The sequence below is a fragment of the Pedobacter sp. AW31-3R genome (assembly GCF_052180285.1).
In the GTDB taxonomy this organism is placed as follows: Bacteria; Bacteroidota; Bacteroidia; order Sphingobacteriales; family Sphingobacteriaceae; genus Pedobacter.
On the sequence record NZ_CP197475.1, the window covers coordinates 43,988 to 66,384 of the forward strand.

22 protein-coding genes are annotated in these 22,397 nt (G+C 42.3%); 9 read left to right on the forward strand and 13 right to left on the reverse strand.

Annotated features, from left to right (window positions below):
* The first annotated feature begins 61 nt into the window (after positions 1–61).
* The 3 genes from ACSBL2_RS00210 to ACSBL2_RS00220 are packed head-to-tail and all read left to right on the forward strand — an operon-like array spanning position 62 to position 2,114.
* Complete coding sequence (locus tag ACSBL2_RS00210) at positions 62–1,123, forward strand: Mrp/NBP35 family ATP-binding protein (RefSeq protein WP_442592259.1); 1,062 nt, start codon at positions 62–64, stop codon at positions 1,121–1,123.
* A gap of 44 nt (positions 1,124–1,167) precedes the next feature.
* The gene (locus ACSBL2_RS00215; protein ID WP_442589661.1) at positions 1,168–1,413 is read left to right on the forward strand and encodes a NifU family protein; all 246 of its coding nucleotides are present in this window, start codon (positions 1,168–1,170) and stop codon (positions 1,411–1,413) included.
* Between the two features lie 50 nt (positions 1,414–1,463).
* Positions 1,464–2,114 carry a hypothetical protein gene (locus ACSBL2_RS00220; protein WP_442589662.1) on the forward strand — a complete coding sequence of 217 codons (651 nt, stop codon included), beginning with the start codon at positions 1,464–1,466 and terminating at the stop codon, positions 2,112–2,114.
* Between the two features lie 55 nt (positions 2,115–2,169).
* Here the strand turns inward: ACSBL2_RS00220 and def are convergent, their stop codons facing one another.
* Together def and ACSBL2_RS00230 are read right to left on the reverse strand one after the other, a co-directional pair.
* The gene (gene def, locus ACSBL2_RS00225; protein ID WP_442589663.1) at positions 2,170–2,730 is read right to left on the reverse strand and encodes a peptide deformylase; all 561 of its coding nucleotides are present in this window, start codon (positions 2,728–2,730) and stop codon (positions 2,170–2,172) included.
* 100 nt (positions 2,731–2,830) lie between these two features.
* A complete protein-coding gene (locus ACSBL2_RS00230) occupies positions 2,831–4,060 on the reverse strand; it encodes a M16 family metallopeptidase (RefSeq protein ID WP_442589664.1) in 1,230 nt (409 codons plus the stop codon).
* 194 nt (positions 4,061–4,254) lie between these two features.
* Between ACSBL2_RS00230 and htpG the strand changes: the two genes are divergently transcribed.
* Positions 4,255–6,144 (forward strand): molecular chaperone HtpG, encoded by a 1,890-nt coding sequence (gene htpG, locus ACSBL2_RS00235; protein ID WP_442589665.1) that lies wholly within the window; start codon positions 4,255–4,257, stop codon positions 6,142–6,144.
* Between the two features lie 78 nt (positions 6,145–6,222).
* Here the strand turns inward: htpG and ACSBL2_RS00240 are convergent, their stop codons facing one another.
* On the reverse strand, positions 6,223–8,370 hold the full coding sequence (locus ACSBL2_RS00240) for a S9 family peptidase (protein WP_442589666.1): 2,148 nt from the start codon (positions 8,368–8,370) through the stop codon (positions 6,223–6,225).
* 27 nt (positions 8,371–8,397) lie between these two features.
* On the opposite strand from ACSBL2_RS00240, the gene ACSBL2_RS00245 reads away from it, so the two are divergent.
* Positions 8,398–9,027: a TlpA family protein disulfide reductase gene (locus ACSBL2_RS00245; RefSeq protein ID WP_442589667.1), complete on the forward strand. Its 630-nt coding sequence runs from the start codon at positions 8,398–8,400 to the stop codon at positions 9,025–9,027.
* 50 nt (positions 9,028–9,077) lie between these two features.
* A complete protein-coding gene (locus ACSBL2_RS00250; protein WP_442589668.1) occupies positions 9,078–9,350 on the forward strand; it encodes a hypothetical protein in 273 nt (90 codons plus the stop codon).
* A 4-nt stretch (positions 9,351–9,354) separates the two neighbouring features.
* Here the strand turns inward: ACSBL2_RS00250 and ACSBL2_RS00255 are convergent, their stop codons facing one another.
* From ACSBL2_RS00255 to ruvX, 9 genes are all read right to left on the reverse strand, one after another.
* Positions 9,355–10,893, reverse strand: coding sequence for a YifB family Mg chelatase-like AAA ATPase (locus ACSBL2_RS00255; protein ID WP_442589669.1), 1,539 nt, complete (start codon positions 10,891–10,893; stop codon positions 9,355–9,357).
* A gap of 196 nt (positions 10,894–11,089) precedes the next feature.
* On the reverse strand, positions 11,090–12,430 hold the full coding sequence (ffh, locus tag ACSBL2_RS00260; protein ID WP_442589670.1) for a signal recognition particle protein: 1,341 nt from the start codon (positions 12,428–12,430) through the stop codon (positions 11,090–11,092).
* A gap of 189 nt (positions 12,431–12,619) precedes the next feature.
* Positions 12,620–13,645: a DUF3078 domain-containing protein gene (locus ACSBL2_RS00265; RefSeq protein ID WP_442589671.1), complete on the reverse strand. Its 1,026-nt coding sequence runs from the start codon at positions 13,643–13,645 to the stop codon at positions 12,620–12,622.
* Positions 13,646–13,715: 70 nt separating this feature from the next.
* Positions 13,716–14,039: a hypothetical protein gene (locus ACSBL2_RS00270; protein ID WP_442589672.1), complete on the reverse strand. Its 324-nt coding sequence runs from the start codon at positions 14,037–14,039 to the stop codon at positions 13,716–13,718.
* Positions 14,036–14,785, reverse strand: coding sequence for a hypothetical protein (locus ACSBL2_RS00275; RefSeq protein ID WP_442589673.1), 750 nt, complete (start codon positions 14,783–14,785; stop codon positions 14,036–14,038). Before ACSBL2_RS00275 ends, ACSBL2_RS00270 begins: the two co-directional genes overlap by 4 nt.
* 48 nt (positions 14,786–14,833) lie before the next feature.
* Positions 14,834–15,673: a glucosaminidase domain-containing protein gene (locus tag ACSBL2_RS00280; protein ID WP_442589674.1), complete on the reverse strand. Its 840-nt coding sequence runs from the start codon at positions 15,671–15,673 to the stop codon at positions 14,834–14,836.
* A complete protein-coding gene (locus ACSBL2_RS00285) occupies positions 15,673–16,404 on the reverse strand; it encodes a glucosaminidase domain-containing protein (RefSeq protein ID WP_442589675.1) in 732 nt (243 codons plus the stop codon). Before ACSBL2_RS00285 ends, ACSBL2_RS00280 begins: the two co-directional genes overlap by 1 nt.
* A gap of 83 nt (positions 16,405–16,487) precedes the next feature.
* Positions 16,488–17,123: an O-methyltransferase gene (locus tag ACSBL2_RS00290; RefSeq protein ID WP_442589676.1), complete on the reverse strand. Its 636-nt coding sequence runs from the start codon at positions 17,121–17,123 to the stop codon at positions 16,488–16,490.
* A gap of 8 nt (positions 17,124–17,131) precedes the next feature.
* Entirely contained in the window at positions 17,132–17,548 is a 417-nt protein-coding gene (gene ruvX, locus ACSBL2_RS00295; RefSeq protein WP_442589677.1) for a Holliday junction resolvase RuvX, read from the reverse strand.
* Positions 17,549–17,587: 39 nt separating this feature from the next.
* Here ruvX and ACSBL2_RS00300 point away from each other — a divergent pair, with 39 nt between their 5' ends.
* The 3 genes from ACSBL2_RS00300 to ACSBL2_RS00310 are packed head-to-tail and all read left to right on the forward strand — an operon-like array spanning position 17,588 to position 20,824.
* Positions 17,588–18,736, forward strand: a complete 1,149-nt coding sequence (locus ACSBL2_RS00300; RefSeq protein WP_442589678.1) for a DNA polymerase III subunit — start codon at positions 17,588–17,590, stop codon at positions 18,734–18,736.
* A 2-nt stretch (positions 18,737–18,738) separates the two neighbouring features.
* Complete coding sequence (ricT, locus tag ACSBL2_RS00305; protein WP_442589679.1) at positions 18,739–20,352, forward strand: regulatory iron-sulfur-containing complex subunit RicT; 1,614 nt, start codon at positions 18,739–18,741, stop codon at positions 20,350–20,352.
* A complete protein-coding gene (locus ACSBL2_RS00310; protein ID WP_442589680.1) occupies positions 20,339–20,824 on the forward strand; it encodes a gliding motility lipoprotein GldH in 486 nt (161 codons plus the stop codon). The genes ricT and ACSBL2_RS00310 overlap by 14 nt, the downstream gene beginning before the upstream one ends.
* A gap of 216 nt (positions 20,825–21,040) precedes the next feature.
* Here the strand turns inward: ACSBL2_RS00310 and ACSBL2_RS00315 are convergent, their stop codons facing one another.
* Positions 21,041–22,342, reverse strand: a complete 1,302-nt coding sequence (locus tag ACSBL2_RS00315; RefSeq protein WP_442589681.1) for a UDP-N-acetylmuramoyl-tripeptide--D-alanyl-D-alanine ligase — start codon at positions 22,340–22,342, stop codon at positions 21,041–21,043.
* Positions 22,343–22,397 lie beyond the last annotated feature (55 nt).

Below are 22,397 nucleotides of genomic sequence, written 5' to 3' on the forward strand. Positions count from 1 at the left end.
TTACACTTAAAAAGGCTAAAATCAATTAATTGTACCGTCCTTTTGCTAATTTTGGGCAATGATGATTAGTAGGGAACAAGTTTTATCGGCTCTAAGTAACGTTGAAGACCCTGATCTTAAAAAAGATCTGGTGACTTTGAACATGATAAAAGAGCTGAATATAGAAGATAAAAAAATCAGTTTCACGCTGGAGCTGACTACACCGGCATGCCCGATGAAAGACATGCTGAAAAATGCCTGTTTAAATGCCATTAAATATTTTGTTGATAAGGAAGCAGAGGTAAATATCCACATTACCTCCAGGGTAACGAAACCAAATGACACTACGCAATTGAAAGATATAAGAAATATTATCCTTGTCTCTTCAGGCAAGGGTGGGGTAGGTAAATCTACTGTGGCGAGTAATCTTGCGATTACGCTGGCGGCCGATGGTGCGAAAGTTGGGCTGATTGATGCAGATATCTACGGCCCCTCTGTGCCGACGATGTTTGGTCTCATTGGTGCCAAGCCAAGTGCGCGGGAGACCCCGGAAGGAAAAACACTGATTCTGCCGGTAGAGAAATATGGGATTAAGTTGTTGTCATTAGGGTTCTTTGCAGATCCTGACCAGCCAGTACCATGGCGTGGCCCGATGGCTTCAAATGCGATCAAACAACTGTTCAACGATGCGGACTGGGGGGAACTGGATTACCTGATTGTGGACCTTCCTCCGGGAACAGGAGATATCCATATTACGATTACACAAAGTTTCCCTATTGCAGGAGCTGTGATTGTCACCACACCTCAACAGGTTGCACTTGCGGATACCAGGAAAGGACTGGCGATGTTTAAAATGCCTTCCATTAATATTCCTGTGTTAGGTGTTATAGAAAATATGTCCTATTTTACGCCAGCAGAATTGCCGGAAAATAAATACTATATTTTTGGGAAAGATGGTGGGAAAACACTTGCGACCTCTTTTGAAGTTCCTTTTCTGGGAGAAATCCCAATTGTACAGGGGATTTCTGAAGCTGGGGATAGTGGTATGCCAATTGCACTGAATAAAGAGAGTAAGGTTTCTTTAGCATTCTCAGAAATAGCCGGGCGTATTGCCCAGCAGGTTGCAATAAATAATGCAAAGTAGTTAATTGCTAAAAAATTACTAATTTTATACTTTAAAATTTAATCATGAATTTAACAGAACAAGTTGAGCAGGCATTAGATACAATCAGACCATATCTGATTGCAGACGGGGGAGATGTTGCTATTGAAGAGATCACCGCAGATAAAGTAGTTAAATTGAAATTACTTGGAAATTGCGGATCATGCAAAATGAGCTTCATGACCATGAAGGCTGGAATTGAGCAGGCAATCTTAAAAGCTGTACCGGAAATAACTGCTGTAGAAGCAATTAATCTAGCAGAGTCAGTTTAGTTTAACAAAATTTAACGAACTGCGATTGTAATTACAGTTATTTTTGTCCAATGAAGTACATCACCACCCTGCTGCTGTTGCTATTTTTTACTGTGGGGGTGTTTGCGCAGCAGACACCTGATGGGAAAAAACTGGTCCAGTTTTCGGGTATTATTACAGATATGGACAGTAATTTTGTTGTTCCTTATGTAACTATAACCAATTTATCCAATGAGGAGCAGCGTTATGCTGCAAATTATAAGGGGTATTTTTCGTTTGTTGCACATCCTGGCGATGTCCTTCAGTTTAATGCTATTGGATATGCAGAAAGGACCATTGTTCTTCCAAAAGAGATAAGGGACTCAAAATACACGGAAATGATAGGCCTGAAAGCCAATATCGTTTACCTCCCTGCGGTGCGCATCTATCCCTGGGCTACAGTGGAAGAGTTTACCAAAGATTTCCTTTCCATGAAGATTGCAGATGACGATATGGAAATTGCAAGGAAAAACCTTTCAGGTGAATCCCTTTCCGGAAGGATGAAGACCCTGCCAAGAAACGGGGCCGAAATTTCCAGCGAGAACTTCCACAGTAATTTCAACAGGGAACTGACAAAAGGTTTGGGGACTACCAATCCCTTGTTAAACCCATTTGCATGGGGGAAATTGATGCAAATGATTATGAGTGGGGATAAAAGTCGCCAGCAGAACAGCAACAACTAATCATATAATAACTACAGCCATCTCTTCATCAAAAGATGGCTGTAGTTTTTTCAGGCTAACGCTTTTTGCGTTGCTGAGGGAATTTCATCTTATAGTCCGCACGGATATCTCCCCTGGAGATACAATCCAATTTAGATTTAATCATACGTTTACGTAAAACCCCCAGGGTATCGGTGAATAATTTGCCGAGAATATGGTCGTATTCATGCTGAATAACGCGTGCAGGCATGCCTGTTACCTCTTCTTCATGCAACTGCCAGTTTTCATCATAATACTTAATGCGGATATTTGGTTTTCTGAAGACATCCTCCCTGATTTCAGGAATACTCAGACAGCCTTCGGTAAAAGCCCAGGGCTCTCCTGTTTCCTCAATCATTTCGGCATTGATAAATACTTTTTTATAGCCTTTGTTACCGTCTTCATCATCGCCGGTATCCACTATGAACAATCTGATAGGGAGGCCAATCTGAGGGGCTGCCAGACCAACGCCACTTGCATAATACATGGTATCAAACATGTTGGCAATCAGTTGATCCAGGTCAGGGTAATTCTCATCGATATTTACACAGACCTTTCTTAAAACCGGATCTCCGTAGGCAACAATAGGTAACTTCATATTAGTTATCGTTTTATTATTTTTTTAATCATCCGCAAGCATTACCGGGTAAGACCACAGTTTTTGAACGGATTACGCTAAGCGTACAAAAGTACGAATATTAAGGTAAAGGATAAAAACTTAGGATACTCAAATTTTTCTGGTCCAGCATCTCATCGGCAATAGCGGCGACTTCAGCTGTGGTCACCGCTTCGATCTTCCTGAACACGGTGTCCAGGCTATCGATTTTATCGTAATCAATCAGGCTTTTGGCCATTGAAATGACCAGCCCGATCCTGTTTTCTTCACCCAGGGCAATCTGGCCAATAAATTTATTTTTTGCCTTTTGCAGTTGTACTTCTGTCAGCGGCTTTTCCCTTATTTTTTTGAATTCTTTATAGATCAGTGAAATCGCCTTATTTACCTTTTCCTTGTCCGTGCCAAAATACAGCGTGAAAATTCCGGTATCACTAAGTGCACTGTAGCCAGATTCTATGCTGTAGGCAATCCCATGTTTTTCCCGGAGTTCTAAATTCAGTATAGAACTCATTCCTGTGCCACACAATAAATTATTCAGTAGTAAAAGGCCTGTTTTAAAAGGATGATGAAGGGAATAGGCCTGCGAGCCGATAATGGTATGCGCCTGGGTAATGGGTTTCTGAAATTTCTGATCAAATACGGCTGTTTTCTGGGGAGCCAGTCTTTGCGGCTGATACAGGTTCTCCGGTATTGCTGAATAATATTTTGTTCCAGTTTTTACCACTTTTGCCAGGGGATAGTTCCCAAGAACGGCAATCACCATTTTATCAGTATGGTAGTTGGCTGCAATAAAATTTCTGATATCTTGCTGGGACAAGGTTTCTACACTTGCTGTGGTTCCTAAAATATTCCTTCCCAGGGAATGACCTGCAAAGACAAGATCTTCAAAGTCATCATAAATGGCTTCCTCAGGCTGGTCCAGATAAGAAGCAATTTCATCAAGGATCACCCCTCTTTCTTTATCCATTTCATCTTCCGGAAAAGTGGAGTGAAATACGATATCGTTGAAGAGTTCCAGGGTTCTGTCCAGGTAAGGGTTCAGAAAAGAAGCATGAATACACGTATATTCTTTCGTGGTGTAGGCATTCAAATCGGCTCCGACATTTTCCAGCCGGGTCAGTATCTGGTTGGTGCTGCGTTTTTCTGTTCGTTTAAAGATTAAATGTTCAATAAAATGTGCCAGTCCTGCTTCATTTTCTTTTTCGTCTCTTGAGCCACTGTTGATGATGATGCAGGCGTGGGATATCGCTGATGCAGAAGGGATATGAAGTAGGCGGATGCCATTTTGAAGCGTGTGTACGTTGTATTCCATGGAGTTGCAAAGATACAGAATCACTTTGCTAAGCGATTGTAATATTATGCTAAAAAGTAAGCCCCTCCTCGGTTTATAAGGAGAGGGTTGAATAGGACGCCCCCCTTTCACCAGGGAACTGTCAATTTGACAACGAAAAACGGTTTGGAACATCCCTTGATAAGCAGTCTATGTACTTAAAAATGAGTTAATATATGAGCATAGAAGAAAAGGGAAGTATTTCCATACATACCGAAAACATTTTTCCCATTATTAAGAAGTTTCTTTATTCTGATAATGAGATATTCCTGCGTGAACTGGTTTCCAACGCAGTTGATGCGGTACAAAAGATGAAACGACTGGCCGCACTGGGTCAATATAACGGTGAGCTGGGAGATACGCTTGTTGAAGTGGCTTTAGACGAGGAGAAAAAAACCATTACCATTAGCGATAATGGATTGGGAATGACCGCTGAAGAGATTAAAAAATACATTAATCAGGTGGCTTTCTCGGGCGCAAGTGAATTTGTAGAGAAATTTAAGGATGCCAAGGACGCAAATGAAATCATAGGGAAGTTCGGTTTAGGCTTCTATTCTGCATTTATGGTGTCTGACCTGGTTGAAATCCAGACTTTATCTTTCCAGGAAGGTGCAGAACCTGCCCGTTGGGTATGTGATGGAAGTACCACGTATGAAATTACTGAGGGTAGCCGTACAAGCAGGGGAACAGATATTATCCTGCATATCAATGAGGAGTCCGCAGAGTTCCTTAATAAAGGTAAATTGGAAGCTATTCTTGATAAATATGGTAAGTTCTTACCTGTTCCAATTAAATTCGGTACCAAAACTACTCAGGAGCCTGACGGTGAGGATGAAGAAGGAAAACCGAAATATGTTGCTGTAGAATCAGATCATATTATCAATACAACAAATCCGATATGGACAAAAGCGCCTGCAGATTTGTCAGATCAGGAATATCTTGATTTTTACAAGCAATTGTATCCTATGGCAGAAGATCCGTTATTCTGGATCCACCTGAATGTCGATTATCCTTTTAACCTAACGGGTGTCTTGTACTTCCCGAAAGTGAAAAACGATTTCGATATGCAGCGCAACAAAATCAAGTTGTTCAGCCGCCAGGTCTTCATTACCGATGAGGTGAAAGATATTGTTCCTGAATTCCTGATGTTATTACATGGAGTGATCGACTCTCCTGATATTCCTCTGAACGTTTCCAGAAGCTTCCTTCAGGCAGATAGCAATGTAAAGAAAATCAACAGTTATATCACTAAAAAGGTGGCTGACAAGCTGCATGAGCTTTTCAACAAAGACCGTAAGGCTTATGAAGAGAAATGGAGTGATATTGGCTTATTCGTGAAATACGGATTGGTAAGTGAAGAAAAGTTTTATGATAAAGCGAAAGATTTCGCCTTACTGACCAACACCAAAGAAGAGCACTATACTTTAGAAGAATATAAGGAAAAAGTACAAGGTTTCCAGACCGATAAAAATGAGCAGGTAGTTTACCTTTATGCTACTGATCCGGCAAAACAGGATAGTTTTATACAGGCTGCCAATAAAAAAGAGTATGATGTATTGCTGATGAATACGGCCATCGATACCCACTTTGTAAGCTTCCTGGAGCAGAAACTGGAAAAAACATTGCTGAAACGTGTGGATTCGAGCGTGACCAGCAAACTGATTGAAAAAGATGAGGCAGTAGAGTCTGTACTGACAGAAGAACAATCAGCCAAAGTGAAAGAAGTTTTCGAAAAAGCAATTGTTAAACCGGGCTTCCAGGTGGAAATTGTTGGTTTATTGCCTGAAGAATTCCCGGTAACGGTTACCATGGATGAATTCATGCGCAGAATGAAAGAAATGGCCCAGATGGGTGGCGGAATGAGTTTTTATGGAAATATGCCGGATAGCTATAAAGTGGCGATCAATGGAAACCATAAATTGGTCAACCGCATTCTTCAGACTGAAAATGCAGAAGAACAAAGTGCCCTGGCTAAGCAGGCGGTGGATCTTGCCTTGCTTTCACAAGGGATGCTGACAGGAGCAGAACTGACTGCTTTTGTAAACCGTAGTGTGGAGCTGATCTAACAGGTATGTAGGAACTAAAAAACCCGCAAGGATATCTTCCTTTGCGGGTTTTTTAGTTTTAAGTCCTCCGTCGTGAAATTATTTATTGATCCCTTCCAGTGCAAAAAGGAAGGAATAATTCAATGCGATATCCTTCAGGTAATCAAACCTGCCGGAAGCACCGCCGTGTCCAAATTCCATATTCGTTTTCAGGAGAAGGATATTCTTATCGGTTTTAGTAGCGCGTAGCTTCGCTACCCATTTGGCGGGTTCAAAGTATTGTACCTGACTGTCATGAAGGCCTGTGGTCACCAGCATATTTGGGTAAGCTTTCTTTTCTATGTTCTCGTATGGTGAATAACTTTTCATGTAACGGTAGGCATCTTCATTTTTAGGATTTCCCCATTCATCAAATTCGTTTGTCGTCAGCGGTATACTTTCGTCCAGCATGGTATTCACCACATCGACAAACGGAACCTGTGCAATCACACCATGCCATAATTCAGGCTGAAGATTAATGATTGCACCCATCAGCAAACCACCTGCACTGCCGCCTTGGGCATAAAGGTGTTCAGGGCTGGTGAATTTCTGGTCAACCAGGTACTTGCCGCAATCAATGAAATCGGTGAACGTATTCATCTTTTTCATCAGCTTTCCATCTTCGTACCATTGTCTGCCCATTTCCTGGCCACCACGGATATGTGCAATGGCATATACGAAACCCCTGTTCAGTAAGCTCAGGCTATTGGTTGAAAATGCTGCATCTATACTATTGCCATAGGAGCCATAAGCATATAGCAACAGGGGCGCTTTTCCGTCTTTGACAAGGCCTTTCTTATAAACAATGGAGATTGGCACCTTTGTTCCGTCTTTTGCGGTTGCATAGAGGCGCTCTGTGGTATAATCTTCCGCATGGTAACCACCCATTACCTCCTGCTGTTTCATGAGCTTCCTGGCTTTCGTTTCCATGTTATAGTCGTAGGTTGATACCGGGGTGGTCATCGACGTATAAATGTACCGAAGGGTTTTGCTATCGTACTCCGGATTTGATCCGGTAACTGCAGTATAAGCAGGTTCTTCAAATTCAATATAATGTTCTGTACCATTTAAATTGCGGATGCGTAATTGTGCCAGACCATTTTTACGTTCTGAAACTACGATGAAGTCTTTAAACTCTTCCACACCTTCCAGCAATACATCGGCACGATGTGGAATGACCTCTTTCCAGTTCTCCTTTGCCGTTTTATCCAGAGGACATTCCATCAAGCGGAAATTCTTTGCGTTCCAGTTGGTGAGGATCAGGAATTTATCGGCCAAAGGTATAACGGAATACAGCACTTCTTTTAGTCTTGGCTGGAATACCCTAAAAGGGGCGTCCGGTTGATCTGAAGGGATCATTCTGGCTTCTGAAGACAATGTAGCCGCAGAGTAGATAAAGATATATTTTCCTGATTTGGATTTCTCTACGCCAATATAGTTGGACTTGTCTTTTTCTTCATATACAACCAGGTCTTTCTTCGCATCACTGCCCAGTTGATGTTTCTGAATCTTCTCGCTTAAAAGTGTTACCGGATTTTTGGCGGTATAAAACAATGTTTTATTGTCTGATGCCCAGACAGCAGCGCCCTGTGTATTGGGGATTGCATCTTTCAGCAGTTCGCCTGTTTCCAGATTTTTCACCTGAATAGTATATTGTCTCCTCGATACCAAATCCACGCCGTAAGCCAGTAGTTTATTGTCGGGACTTACGCTGAATGCGGTAGCCGAATAATAGGCATGGCCTTTTGCCATCTCATCAATATCCAGTAAAACCTCCTCAGCAGCGCTGAGGCTTCCTTTTTTACGGCAATACTTGGAATATTGTTTTCCTTCTTCTGTTCTGGAATAGTAATAATAGCCATTTTTAAATACTGGGACAGACTCATCTTTCTCCTTGATGCGGCCTTTTAATTCCTTGAACAGATCAGCCTGCAGGGTATTTGTTCCCTCCATCATGTGGTCAAGGTAAGTATTTTCCGCTTTAAGGTAGTCGACAACTTTTGTGCTGTCAGGGCCTTTTTTAAAGTAGTCGATCATCCAGTAATAATTGTCAACAACTGTATCGCCATGTAAAATTCTGGTGGTCGGTTTAATTTCTGCAACCGGCGCTTTCACGTCGGGCCATTTATAGCTCTCCATTTTCTTATCTTTGTTAGTGCAAGACATGGTTATGCTCAATAAGAGCATGCCCGGAACAATTCTTTTCATGGGTTTGAGGTCTTAAGGTTTAGGTTAATGCAAATTAAGGTTTATTGTTCAGAAGAAAGTAACGTGATGAAAAAAATGCTGACGGGGAGAAATATAGGAAATATGCTGTTTGTTCTCTTGTTGCTGGTACTGCTTTTCGTGCCTTCTGCAAAAGCCGCTGTGCTGCGGGGATTGATGCAGATGGGTTTTTTCAGTCCTGATGTGGAGTCAAATGTACAAGAGAAGGTGCCGACGGCGATTGATTTATCAGCCATACATTTTAAGGATGCAGCGGGGAATGGGATTGTGCTGGGTGATTTGAAGGGGAAGGTTGTATTCCTTAATTTCTGGGCCACATGGTGCCCTCCATGCCTTGCCGAAATGCCTTCCATCAATAAGATGTATAACAAGTTTAAAGATGACCAGGCTTTTGTGTTCATTTTTGTGGATGCCGACAGTGATTTACTGAAATCGGCCAGATTTATGGAGAAACGAAATTACCATTTGCCTTTGTACAGGGCAGCGAGCGCTATCCCTGAGATGATCTTCAGTGGTTCCTTGCCAACCACAGTAGTTTTTGATAAACAGGGACGTATTTCCTATCATGAGTCGGGGGCTGCAAATTACAATGATAACAGATTTATTGATTTCATGACTAAGCTGAAAAACATGAAATAGGATATTATGTGTAATTTTGTCCTTCAACACATATTATAATTGTAAAGACCATGCAAGATCCATTTGATATTACTATCGGAGATATTGATTACGCCATATTTCCAGAAGGAAATGATACCTATGTCGTTTTCAAGGACGGTAAAGAATATGTCCAGATCCAGAAAGATACCGAGTCGCAATGGCTTAAGCTGGATCCTGAAACTGCCCTGCCTCTTTTTGAAGAAGACGAAGAGATTAATGCCATAGGAAGGGAGATTGTTGCTTACGTTCCTGAAGAAGAAGAGGACGAATTATCGGAAAACGACGATCAGCAGGAAGGGTAAGACTTTAACCCGGCCAGGTTTCCCTGTCCAGGCTGCGGTAATGTATGGCTTCGGCGAGGTGTTCCGTTTGTATCGATTCACTTCCTGCTAAATCAGCTATCGTGCGTGATACTTTCAGTATCCTGTCGTATGCTCTGGCAGACAGGCCCAGCATTTCCATTGCTTTTTTGATTAAATGCTGGCCTTCTTCATTGATGAGACATATCTTTCTGACCATATTTGGACTCATCTGGGCATTATAATGCAGGTCTGCCTGTCCGGCAAAACGGAGATCCTGCAGTGTACGTGCCTGTATGACCCGTTTTCTGATGACCAGACTTTTTTCTGCCGCTTGTGAAGAGCTGAGGTCATTGAATTTTACCGGAGTGACTTCTACATGAAGGTCTATCCTGTCCATTAAAGGGCCGGATATTTTGCTTAAATATTTTTGCACATGGGCGGGGCTGCAGGTACATTCTTTTTCGGGGTGGTTATAAAAGCCACAGGGACATGGATTCATAGAGGCGATGAGCATAAAACTGGCAGGATATTCCACACTTAGCCGCGATCTTGATATCATCACTTTTCTTTCTTCCAGGGGTTGACGCATCACTTCCAGCACACTTCTTTTAAATTCCGGCAGTTCATCGAGAAACAAGACGCCATTATGGGCCAGAGAAATTTCTCCGGGTTGCGGAATCATTCCTCCGCCGGCAAGAGCGGCATCGGAAATACTGTGGTGTGGATTCCGGAAGGGACGTTTTTTTATTAGGGCGTCAGCAGCATTGAGTTTGCCTGCTACAGAGTGTATTTTTGTAGTCTCCAGTGCTTCCGATAGGTTGAGTGGCGGCAGGATCGTTGGCAGGCGTTTGGCCAGCATGGTTTTCCCTGCTCCCGGTGGACCGATAAGAATCAGGTTATGACCACCGGCTGCAGCAATTTCCAAGGCTCTTTTGATATTCTCCTGTCCTCTTACATCTGAAAAATCATGTTCATCATTGCTGGAGGTATCCTGGAATCCCTCTTGTGCATGTGTAACCACGGGTTCAAAAATGGTCTTTCTGTTAAAAAAAGAGATCACTTCCGATAGGTTTTTCATGCCATAAATGGATAATCCGCCAACTATTGCGGCTTCCCTTGCGTTAACAGCTGGCAGAACGAATCCCTTAAAACCTGCTTTTACAGCCTCAAGAGAGATGGGAAGTGCACCTTTAATCGGTTGTAGTCCCCCATCTAGAGAGAGCTCTCCCATGATAAAGAAACGGCCAGTTTCTTCTGTGGTGATTTGTCCGGAGGCAGCAAGAATTCCAACTGCGATAGGCAGATCATAGGAGGTCCCCTCTTTCCTGATGTCTGCAGGGGAGAGGTTGACCACAATCTTTTGTCGGGGCATCTTTAAGCCGGATGCCTGAATGGCACTTTCCACTCTCCTGAGGCTCTCTTTAACCGCATTATCCGGGAGGCCAACAATATGGTATTTATTGCCGCTACCAATACTCACCTCAATTGTAATGGTGATGGCATCCACACCAAAAACGGCACTTCCATAAGTTTTAACTAACATACAATCTCAACTAGTAAATGAGACAATGTAATATGGTTATTCCATGATCTGTTAATCAATTTTCAAAAACTGAGGCATGTTTGTTTACAGTCTGAATTGTATGCAGATTGCCGGAGGTCTGGCTCAGAAAAAAGACATCAAAAAAGCCCGTTACTGTAACAGCACGGGCTTTCTTATAATTTTATGCGGAAAAGAATTACATTCTTCCCTGAGGCATTTTAGGCATGCCACGCATCAGTTTTGCAGCAGCGGCAGGATTAGAGAATTGTTTCATCACTTTTCTCATGTCTTCAAACTGTTTGATCAGTTTGGTTACTTCCTCTATTTTATTTCCTGATCCTTTGGCAATACGTAAACGTCTGCTTTGCTGGATACTGTCAGGATTTTCACGTTCATATTTTGTCATCGACTGAATGATGGCTTCTACATTTTTGAAAGCATCGTCTTCAATCTCAACGTTTTTCATCATTTTGCTTACTCCAGGTATCATGCCCATCAGGTCTTTCATGTTACCCATTTTCTTGATCTGCTGGATCTGGTTGTAGAAATCGTTGAAGTCGAATTTATTCTTACGGATTTTCTTTTGTAATTCTGCCGCTTCCTTTTCATCAAACTGCTCCTGTGCACGTTCAACAAGGGAAACCACATCACCCATACCCAGAATACGTGAAGCCATCCTGTCCGGATAGAACACATCCAGGGCTTCCATTTTTTCTCCTGTACCTACGAATTTAATCGGTTTGTTGACTACAGATTTGATAGAAAGGGCCGCACCACCACGGGTATCACCGTCTAATTTCGTTAACACAACACCTGTAAAATCCAGTCTGTCGTTGAATGCTTTTGCAGTATTAACCGCATCCTGTCCGGTCATGGCATCAACTACGAACAGGATTTCGTGCGGTTTAGTGCTTGATTTTACTTCTGCAATCTCATTCATCATCTGCTCATCAATCGCAAGGCGACCGGCAGTATCAATGATGATGACATTGTTATTTTGTCTTTTTCCTTCTGCAATACCTTCAAGGGCAATTGCTACAGGATCTTTGGATTCTTTATTTGCATACACAGGAACACCGATCTGTCCCCCCAAAACCTGTAACTGATCAACAGCTGCAGGACGGTAAACGTCTCCAGCGATCAATAATGGTTTTTTACCTTTACTTTTCAGGTAGTTGGCCAGCTTTCCGGAGAAGGTTGTTTTACCCGCACCGTTCAGACCGGCAATTAATATAATGGTTGGATTTGCCTTTAAGTCTACTTCTGTTACTTCACCACCCATTAAGGCTGTAAGTTCGTCGTTCATGACCTTGGTCAGTAACTGACCCGGAGATACTGCGGTAAGCACATTTAATCCCAACGCTTTCTCTTTTACCTCATCGGTAAAGGTCTTCGCTGTTTTATAATTTACGTCGGCATCCAGTAAGGCTTTCCGAATTTCCTTCATGGTTTCGGCCACGTTGATCTCTGAAATACTGCCTTGTCCTTTTAGAACTTTAAATGCACGGTCTAGTTTATCCTGTAAATTTTCAAACATTTTGTTTACTCCTTACTGCTCAATTTTTTGTAAGTACCAAAGTTATTAAATTTGGCGGAAAGACGAGGTATATCGTATCATCTTTATTCCGCTATGCTGAACATTGTTGCAGATCGAATGCCTATGCTGCTAAAAAGCACATAAAAAGAGCAAAATTGATGACTTTAGGCTCAATAATTCCGGACAATATTATCTCGGAAACACAAATGTCAATCCCATAGCCAGCGTCTGACTTCCCTGGATTTTAGGGTCGGTATCTCTGTCATAGAGTCCTACTCCTGTGAGGGATACATTCATGAACTTATTTACTTTGGCAGTGATTGCAACATCCAGACGGTGATCGATGTACCCTAAGTCGTCGTAGGGGATAAACATGGCGTACCTTGTTTTGAGGTTGATGTTCTCAAAAATATCTTTTTCAAAGGCACTTACCACCTGGAATGCAATTTCATTTCTGAATGTTTTTCCAAGGGGAACACCGTAAAAATCTGTCTTTGATGTTGTATTATTAGTGCTTTTGTCCCGGTCTTCCTGTTCTAGCCTGGCATTGTCAAGTACAAAGGTCTGTTTTGCTGTTCCGGTACCAATACGTGTAGAGAAATATTTGCTGGGCTTATACTCAAAACCGAGTGATTCTGTTAAATATCCTGGTGACATGAATCTGGAAATTAGGGTAGGATATTCCTCATTATTGATCGTCCTATAGGAAAAACCCTTGTCAAATTGTGATTCAAAGGTCAGGGAACCAAAGAAATACCAGTTCTTTGATATTTGAAAGGCGGCTTTATTATCCCAGAAAATACGGTCATTATTTTTCTTCTGCAGCTGGTTGTGATTCTTGATCTTACCATACTGTAAGACCAATTCACTAATGTAACTGTAACTGTTCTTGACATATTCTGCTTTCCAGTTGACCAATCCTCCGACAGCAAGGGAACTTACCCCACCTCCCTGCCAGTTATCACTGAAGGAAGCCTGGTTGATATTAATCCCTACAGAAGTCCGGATTTTCCAGTAATTTACTTTGGAACTAATGATCACAGGAGCAATCTCTGCTGCTTTAAAAGGAATAGCTCCTTTTATTACAGGCATAGGGCTTTTTTTCAATTTAAGATCCAGGTTCCTGATATCAATGGGAATCGTATCAACCTCCTGAGCAACGGCATTTGCTGTAACGGCAAAAAGAAGAATTAAGCAAGTATAAAAACCTTTCATTATTACAAAGAAAAGAAAAATGTTCTTAATGAGGAATTTAAAATAAAAGTAAAAAGAACGCTTTGCATTTTTACACAAAATTTATCCATGAATATAGCTTTCTGTGGTCCAGATAATCGAGGTCATGGTCGTTGGAATAAGCTTCCCTCTCGAAACAGATATGACAATAGGATTCAAAATGATTTTTAAACCTTAAGCGGTTAATGAGGTAATTTAAAACGTATAGCACATAAAAAGGAATGATCAGCAATTCCAGTTGCTGATAGAAATGAATTTTCTCATGGTTGACCAGTTCCTTATTTTCTTTCAGCGAATGGTCCTTAAATAAAAGGAATGGATAGAGGGCCATTGCATTTGCCGGCAGCCAGGGGCATACGACTGCAAAGTACCTCATAACTGTTCAATCTTAATTTTCGGGAGACTTTTCAGTCTGAAAGTATTCGGGTTGCGCTGATAGGTGGCATAATTGTTTTTAAGGAACACAATAAAAGCATAATCTGAAGCGACCAGCACAAAGTCATAACTGGGGCGGTATTGCTGCATAAAATCTTCCAGCTCAAATCCTTTGATCCTTAAAGCCCTGCCGACAAAAGTGGGATTGAAGCGGAAATCAATAATCTGTTCTTTATAGTCCCTTTCCAGAATATCCTGCAGGTGTCTTGCGTTCCGGCCTTTTCTGCTGAGGAGGTTGTATATCGCGTCAATGCCCAAACCTACGCCAGAAGGCCCCAGGTTCAACAGGTCTCTTGAGCTCCCCCGTTCTGTAGCATATTTATATTCCTTCAGCGTTTTATCGTAACGCTCCCTGGGGGTCAGGGAGCTGCCAACAATAGCCACTTCCCTCAGCTGTACCGCCAGTGGCCTCAACTGAAAATAGATGGCATTATTTCCTTTGTAGACGACCGTATCCAGTCCATAACCCTGTAACATGGCAAACAGGGTATCACCAACAGAAGCAACGGTAGAAAATTCACCTTTACTATTGTTGTATAACCCCTCGTCAGAACGGGAATTGTAGATGTAAACTTTAGCCAGCCTTTGTTTTGATGTTTTGTCTATCACAAACCCTTTCACATTGACCTTCTGGGCATAAGAAAAACTACAGCACAAAAAACATAAGAATATTACAAATAATTTCATTGACCGGCAAAATTACTAATAAGCTTTTTCAGGCACGCTTTATTAACATTATTTAACTACCACAAGCGTTTGCCCAATTTTTATGCCGTTATCTGCCAGATTGTTCAGCTCTTTTAATTCGTCTACAGTCATGTTGTACCTTTTCGCAATGTTGAACAGGGTGTCTCCCTTTTGCACAACATAATTCGGAGAGGTGGTATTGATCGTCTGACGTGAAGGTGGAGTTTCTACAGGAGTAAATTTCTTTTTCTCTTTAGGGATATTGGCATTGATCTCTGTAAATACACGGTCTTCACGTTTAATTTTTTCGGGTTCTGATTCAGACTGATCATACTGGTAAAGCTGGTATTTCTCAATCGTATTGATCAGCAGGTCGGGGTAACGCGGATTTGTCGCATATCCAGCCTGTTTTAATCCTTTTGCCCAATTTTTATAATCGTTTTTATCCAGTTCAAAAAGGGCACTGTATCGTTTTCTTTTCAGGAATTCCGAGTGGTCTTTGTAAGACTCCCTTGCATCTTTATATACCCTGAAGCAATCGTTACTCTTATCATCGTCTTTGTAATAAGCTTTACCGCGGTAATCTGAGGTACATTTAATCCCAAAATGGTTGTTTGCGTACTTCGCCAGGCTGCTGTTGCCGCTACCGGACTCAATGATTCCCTGTGCCAGGGTAATACTTGCAGGGATACCATAGGCATTCATCTCTTCAATAGCCACACCCTTAAAGGCATCGATATAGGTCAGCGTGGTATAATCCTTAAAATTCGGATTTGCTTTGTTCGCTGCCCTTTCAATCTGTTGATTGTTGCGGTGGTATTGTCTGCTTTTGCAGCTGGAAAAACAAAGCGCTGCAATGAGCACTATAGGGATGAATAGTTGTCTCATTAAAGTCTGATTTTCTGTCCGGGTTGTAATGCCGATTTTTTAAGTCCGTTTTTGCGCATTAATTCTTTAGCCGTGGTACCGCGTGATTCGGCGATCCTGTTGAGGTTGTCCCCTTTCCTTACGGTATATGTTTTCTTCGATGAAGCATAACCTTTCTTTTTGGAAGAGGAGCGGTATTTACTTCCTGCACTGTAATGGCGTTTCTTTCTCCCTACAGGTGCCGGTGGTGTCGGGGCTATATAATCATCAGGGCGGTCGTCATACTGGTACAATTCATATTTCTTGATAATCGCGATCACCTGGGATGCCCAGGTTCTGCTGCTGGCATACCCATTGCGCTGTATTCCCCTGGCCCAGCCATTGTAATCGTATTGATCGTATTTATCAAAAAGCTTATTAAATGAGGAATTGTGAAGGACTTCTACAAAACTGTCATAAGAATCTTCCACGGCATCATATCCGCGGTAAGAGGAGTTGATTACTGTACTGTTATTCGGACCTTTAATCCCGAAATGGTTATTCAGGTGGCGGGCTATTTTACTTTTTCCGGCGGCTGATTCATGGATGGCAACAGCTAAGATTACACTTGCCGGCACTTCGTTTTCTCTCATCAGCTCCTGGGCATGTTCTGTATGCTCTTCCACATAGTCCTGGATGGTTTGGCCATGGGCGATAGTCGTTGTGCCCAGTAAAGTAATGCTCAGCCAAATAAGCAATAGGTTTTTCATCATTTTTTTAATTTTTAATAGGCGATAAAGCGATCAAAAGCTGTTTTATTGCTGGCATTGTGCTTTTGGTGTACTCATCATTTTATTTATTTTTTTCTGATGATAAATAAGCCGTCCCGGACGGGCAGGATCAATTTTTCCACCCTGTCGTCTGCTGCTACTTTATCATTAAATGTACTGATATTCTTCGTGTCTTTGTCTTGCTGTTGCGTCAGTACTTTTCCGCTCCATAACACATTGTCTACTATAATGATCCCTCCGGGCCTCACGCGGTCGAATACAAGGTCATAATAAGTTCCGTTATTCTTCTTATCTGCATCGATAAAAACGAGGTCAAAACACTCGTCCAGATCATTTACAGTATGTGTGGCATCGCCAAGGATGTATTTAATTTTTGAATTGAAGGGTGATTCGGAGAAATAACCCCGGACGCGGTCTTCCAGTTCCACGTTGATATCAAGGGTAAAAAGTATACCGTCATCTGCCAGTCCTTCCGCAAGGCATAAAGTGGCGTAACCGGTAAAAGTACCGATTTCAAGAATTCGTTTCGGGCTGACCATTTTGCTTAACAGACTTAATACGCGACCCTGGTAGTGACCGGACAGCATTCTTGGCATCAATACCTTTAAATGTGTTTCCCTGTCAATACGCTGTAGCAACCTGCTCTCCGGTTCGCAGAATTTAAGTAATAAATCTTGTAAGTCTTCTTTAATCAGGCTCATGTAATTCTTTATAAACGGTGTTCTTCCATAAAATATTGCAAAATGATTGTTGCCGCAATCGTATCGACCCGTTCCTTATTCCTTCGGTCTTGTTTTTTCAGTCCGCTTTGCAGAATTGCCTGATGGGCAAGTTTTGAGGTAAACCGTTCGTCTACCCAATGCAAGGGGATCTCTGGAAAGTTCTTTTTCAGTATAGTCGCGAAGCCTTTCACATGCTGGGCTGATTCCGATGGACTGCCATCCATTTGCTTTGGGTCGCCCAGGACAAAGGATTCTACCTGTTCTGTTAAAAGATATTTTTTTAAATAATCGACGATATCTTTTGGGTGTACGGTATCCATGCCTGTAGCAATAATTTGCAGGGGATCTGTGACGGCAATGCCGATACGTTTGGTGCCAAAATCAAATGCGATAATACGGGCCATAGCTGCAAAGATTGTTATAAATTTACTATTTTGCACCAAATGCAGTTTAAAGACATCATCGGACAAGAGGAAATAAAGCAGCAGCTGATACAGACAGTAGTTGAAAACAGGGTGAGTCATGCCCAGTTGTTTCTCTCTGCTGAAGGTACAGGTGCTTTGCCTTTGGCGATTGCTTATGCGCAGTATATCAATTGTTTGGATAGAAATCCCGCAGATAGTTGCGGCGTTTGTTCCTCCTGCCGGAAGTACGAACGGTACATTCATCCTGATCTTCATTTCTCGTATCCTTTTTTTGCTTCTAAAGATGTTAAAATTGCCGTGGATGTATTGGATGAGTGGCGGTTAATGCTGCTGAACGATCCTTATGTGGATCTGGATATCTGGCGTTCACGGTTAAGTGCAGACAATAAGCAGGCAAATATTAATATTGCGGAATGCCATGATATCATAAAGAAATTAAGTTATAAAGCATTTGAGGCTGAAACCAAAGTGCTGATCATGTGGCTTCCCGAATATCTGGAAAAGGAAGGGAATTCTTTGCTGAAAATCATTGAAGAACCACCGGCAAATACACTGTTCTTATTGGTTGCGAATAATCAGGAACATATTTTATCGACACTGCTGTCCAGGACACAGATTGTAAAAATCCCAAAGCTGTCTGATCAGACGATTGAGCAATACCTGATTCAACATGACCGGCTTTCTGTTGAAATAGCGTCAAATTATAGTTTTCTGGCAGATGGCAATTTAATTGAAGCAAAATCACTCTCTGCACAGGCACACAATGACAATGCAGAAATCTTTGCGGAGTGGTTGCGCCGCGGTTATGGCAACAGGGTGCCCGATCTGATCGCATTCGTGGATCAGGCTGCCGGCTGGGGCAGAGAGAACCAGAAGAATTTTCTGCGTTACGGAATTAATTTTTTACGGGAGTGCAGTTTAATCATCAGCGGTGCAGAAAGTCTGGTGAAATTGCCCGTCAGGGCACTGGAGACCGCACAAAAGCTCAGTAAACATGTACTTGACCTGAACATGGCTTCGGCAATAATTACGGAGCTGGAGCAGGCACATTACCACATCGAACGGAATGCAAACCCTAAAATTCTGTTTTTAGATGTATCTTTACAACTGGTTAAAATAATAAAGTTTAAAACGTTCCCGAAAGGGACTCAATATATATACAATTAGTTATGGGATGTGGAAGTTGTTCTACAGGAGGTGGCTGTGCCCCCTCAGGCTGCAAAAGTAATGGCTCTTGCCTTACCGGAGGCTGCCAGAAAATGGAAGTACACGATTGGCTGTCTAATTTAGATATGCCTTCCAATTATATACCTTTCCAGGTCATAGAAGTCAAATTTAAAGGTGCCAGGAAAGAATTTTATCTCAATTCAGACAATATATACCTTGAAATCGGGGAATTAATTGCTGTTGAAGGGTCTACCGGAGGTTATGATATCGGACATGTTTCCCTGACCGGGGAACTGGTACGTATGCAGATGAAACGCCGTAAAACGGCGTTGGATCAGGTTACCCGTAAAATTTACAGGAAAGCAACTGAAGCAGACGTAGATAAGTGGAAACTGGCTAAAGGCCTGGAATGGGAAACTATGCATAAAGCCAGAACATTGGCTTTGGACCTTCGCTTATCGATGAAAATCAGTGATGTAGATTACCAGGGAGATAAAACCAAAGCCACTTTCTTTTATACTGCAGAAGGCAGGGTAGATTTCAGGGAGCTGATCAAGAAGATGGCGGAAACCTTCAGGATAAGAATCGAGATGCGCCAGATTGGAATGCGCCAGGAAGCCGGGAGACTCGGGGGAATTGGTTCATGCGGACGCGAACTGTGCTGTTCTACCTGGCTGACCAATTTTAAAACAGTGTCTACCGCTGCGGCGAGGTATCAGAACCTTTCTTTAAATACGCTGAAGCTTGCCGGACAATGCGGAAAGTTAAAGTGCTGCCTGAATTACGAGCTGGATACCTATCTGGATGCTTTAAAGGATATTCCGGACAGAGTGGATAACCTGATGACAGAAATAGGTGTTGCCCGCCATCAGAAAACAGATATTTTTAAAAAAATTATGTGGTTCAGTTACCCTAATCAGGAAGACTGGATTCCTTTGAAGGTGGACAGGGTGAAAGAAATCATGTCCATGAATAAGAAAGGCCAGAAGCCGAGTAACCTGAAAGATGAGGCCATAGAACTGGCTACAACGGTAGTGATCGAAAAAGTGCACGATTATGAAAATGTGGTTGGTCAGGATAGCCTGACACGTCTGGATGAACGTCCGAAAAACAGGAATAACCGGAACAACAAGAATAAAAATGCCAACCCGAATGGTAAAACCGAGCGGACAGCACGTCCGGCCCAACAGTCTCAGAAGGCCGGTCAACCTGCTCCGAAAACAGGTGCTGCAGTGCAAAAGGTAAATCAGCCTTCACAGAAAGCGAACCAGGGGCAGCAAAAACAGCAGGCACCGAAAACTGCCCAGCAAGGGAAGCCTGTGCAGCAGGGTAAAGCTAACCAACAGGGAGAGAAAACAGAACAACCTGTACAAAAGAACAGGCAGCCTGCACAAAAAAATAACCAGGGACCAAGACCTCAACCGAATCTGTCTAATCCACAGAAACAAACTGAACCAGGGAACAATGCAGCGTTGAAAAAAACTCCTGAAGTGCTGGGCCAGGGAGAGGGAGGAGAAGCTACAGGACCATCACCGGCAAAAAATAATAGGAACAGGAATAACAATAGAAGGCGTAATAAACCTTCTTCAGATAAACCTAAAAATGAAGGTGCTTAGAAGTCTACTATTGGGGTTCAGTTTATTTGTACCGCTTCTTTTTTTGAGTGGCTGTACGACCAATAACCTTGTAGATACCAATGAGTCGATGCCCAAGCGTAACTGGAGTTATGTGAATAGGGTGAAGGCAGAAGTTGAGATAAAAGACAGCAGTAAGGCTTACACGCTTAAATTCAAGCTGCGCCATACGGCAGATTACAGATATGCTAACATTTATATATTAATGTCTGTAAGTGGCGGTGGTAAAGCTAAAGTTACACGACGTTATGGCTATAAACTTGCCGAAGCCGACGGACAGTGGCTGGGGAGAGGATCTGGGAATTTATATACGTATGTTTTGCCGCTTTTATCTGACTACCATTTTCCTGCAGGAGGGAAATATACGATAGAAATTGAACAGAATATGCGTGACAATCCATTAAAAGAGATTAGTGATGCAGGCATAATGATCACTGAGGTGGTTGCAAAATAATTTTACTTTTTGAGCATATTCGAAGGTCGAATCAGCAAGATGGTGTCCCCTCAAAAAGTGGGCCTATGACCAAGGATTAAAAAGGAGCAGAAAGCATCGTTTTCTGCTCCTTTTTTTTAAGCCGCGTACAGGCAGAGGAATGGAGTATAGCACAGCTTTTTTTATACTGGTTTTACTTCACAAATGGTCTAATCTAGAGGATACGTCAATTGTACCTTATAATAATGGCAGTAACTGTTCCAGCGCCATTCCCCTTGAGCCTTTAAGTAAAACAAGGCTATTGATTATCGGATTGTTTTTCAACCATTCTTTTGCGGCTCCCGGAGTATCAAAAAAATGACCTTTAAAAGTGTCTTTCAAAGCGTAAAAGTCTTTTCCTATAAAGATGACGCTATCCACATCCAATGTTTCGCTCAGGCTGGCAATTTCATGGTGCTGTGCGGCGGATTCATCACCCAGCTCAAACATGTCGCCAATGATCGCTACCTTGTGCGCACTTTCCAGGGTGGCAATATTTGTTAGTGCCGCAGCCATACTGCTAGGATTAGCATTATAGAAATCGCAGATCACGGTATTGGTCATTGTCTTTTTTAACTGGGACCTGTTATTTATGGGGGTATATGCTTCCAAACCCTGGTTGATCTGAGCAGGGCTTAGGGAGAAAAAGTCGCCAATAGTTATCGCAGCCAGGATATTTTCGAAATTATAGGTCCCTGTCAGTTGGGTGCCCGTATTAAAAGTCTGGTCTCCTTTAGTCCAATCCAGCTGAATCACCGGGTCTGCTGCCACAAGGGTTCCAATAACGGCATTATTTCTATCCGTTCCATAATAAATGATATTTTCTGCGCTAAGCATTGTACTCATTTCCATAAGGGCGCTACTATCTCTGTTCACAAAAGCAAGCCCGTTTTCTTTTTTCAGATAGGCATAAAGTTCTGCTTTCCCTTTTTTGACGCCTTCAAATCCACCAAAACCTTCAAGGTGGGCTTTTCCTATATTGGTAATCATTCCATGGGTTGGCTGTGCGATGGTGCAAAGAAACTCAATCTCTTTCTGGTGGTTTGCCCCCATTTCAATGACCGCAATTTCGGTATCCTCCGTAATTGATAATACAGACAAGGGAACACCGATATGGTTGTTTAAATTTCCTTTGGTGGCGAATGTGTGGTATTTCTCCCTGAGAATGGCATTGATCAGTTCTTTTGTTGTGGTTTTTCCATTACTCCCTGTCAAGCCGATTACCGGAATATGGAGCTGCTCCCGGTGGTGCCTGGCCAGCTCTTGGAGTGTCTCCAGGACGTTTTCCACGAGAATGTACTGCTCATTCAACAGGTATGCGGAATTATCAATGATGGCAATAGCTGCGCCCTGTTCCATTGCGTGCTGCGCGAAAGTATTGGCATCAAAATTATCGCCTTTCAGTGCGAAAAACAGACAGCCGGGAATAATGTTCCTGGTATCTGTACAAATGATGCGCTGTGATAAATAATGCTGATAAATCAATGGAATATTGGACATGGCTTATTATTATTCTAAGTGTATTTGGTAAAATTACATTAAGCATTACAAACAA

Coding starts and splice junctions, on each gene's coding strand:
- ACSBL2_RS00250 (WP_442589668.1), top strand. CDS start 9,078: ATGCAAGATCCATTTGATATTACTATCGGAGATATTGATTACGCCATA.
- def (WP_442589663.1), bottom strand. CDS start 2,730: ATGAAGTTACCTATTGTTGCCTACGGAGATCCGGTTTTAAGAAAGGTC.
- ACSBL2_RS00240 (WP_442589666.1), bottom strand. CDS start 8,370: ATGAAAAGAATTGTTCCGGGCATGCTCTTATTGAGCATAACCATGTCT.
- ACSBL2_RS00285 (WP_442589675.1), bottom strand. CDS start 16,404: ATGATGAAAAACCTATTGCTTATTTGGCTGAGCATTACTTTACTGGGC.
- ACSBL2_RS00310 (WP_442589680.1), top strand. CDS start 20,339: ATGAAGGTGCTTAGAAGTCTACTATTGGGGTTCAGTTTATTTGTACCG.
- ACSBL2_RS00245 (WP_442589667.1), top strand. CDS start 8,398: ATGCAAATTAAGGTTTATTGTTCAGAAGAAAGTAACGTGATGAAAAAA.
- ACSBL2_RS00230 (WP_442589664.1), bottom strand. CDS start 4,060: ATGGAATACAACGTACACACGCTTCAAAATGGCATCCGCCTACTTCAT.
- ACSBL2_RS00290 (WP_442589676.1), bottom strand. CDS start 17,123: ATGAGCCTGATTAAAGAAGACTTACAAGATTTATTACTTAAATTCTGC.
- htpG (WP_442589665.1), top strand. CDS start 4,255: ATGAGCATAGAAGAAAAGGGAAGTATTTCCATACATACCGAAAACATT.
- ACSBL2_RS00210 (WP_442592259.1), top strand. CDS start 62: ATGATTAGTAGGGAACAAGTTTTATCGGCTCTAAGTAACGTTGAAGAC.
- ACSBL2_RS00215 (WP_442589661.1), top strand. CDS start 1,168: ATGAATTTAACAGAACAAGTTGAGCAGGCATTAGATACAATCAGACCA.
- ffh (WP_442589670.1), bottom strand. CDS start 12,430: ATGTTTGAAAATTTACAGGATAAACTAGACCGTGCATTTAAAGTTCTA.
- ACSBL2_RS00220 (WP_442589662.1), top strand. CDS start 1,464: ATGAAGTACATCACCACCCTGCTGCTGTTGCTATTTTTTACTGTGGGG.
- ACSBL2_RS00270 (WP_442589672.1), bottom strand. CDS start 14,039: ATGAGGTACTTTGCAGTCGTATGCCCCTGGCTGCCGGCAAATGCAATG.
- ACSBL2_RS00265 (WP_442589671.1), bottom strand. CDS start 13,645: ATGAAAGGTTTTTATACTTGCTTAATTCTTCTTTTTGCCGTTACAGCA.
- ruvX (WP_442589677.1), bottom strand. CDS start 17,548: ATGGCCCGTATTATCGCATTTGATTTTGGCACCAAACGTATCGGCATT.
- ACSBL2_RS00275 (WP_442589673.1), bottom strand. CDS start 14,785: ATGAAATTATTTGTAATATTCTTATGTTTTTTGTGCTGTAGTTTTTCT.
- ricT (WP_442589679.1), top strand. CDS start 18,739: ATGGGATGTGGAAGTTGTTCTACAGGAGGTGGCTGTGCCCCCTCAGGC.
- ACSBL2_RS00280 (WP_442589674.1), bottom strand. CDS start 15,673: ATGAGACAACTATTCATCCCTATAGTGCTCATTGCAGCGCTTTGTTTT.
- ACSBL2_RS00315 (WP_442589681.1), bottom strand. CDS start 22,342: ATGTCCAATATTCCATTGATTTATCAGCATTATTTATCACAGCGCATC.
- ACSBL2_RS00255 (WP_442589669.1), bottom strand. CDS start 10,893: ATGTTAGTTAAAACTTATGGAAGTGCCGTTTTTGGTGTGGATGCCATC.
- ACSBL2_RS00300 (WP_442589678.1), top strand. CDS start 17,588: ATGCAGTTTAAAGACATCATCGGACAAGAGGAAATAAAGCAGCAGCTG.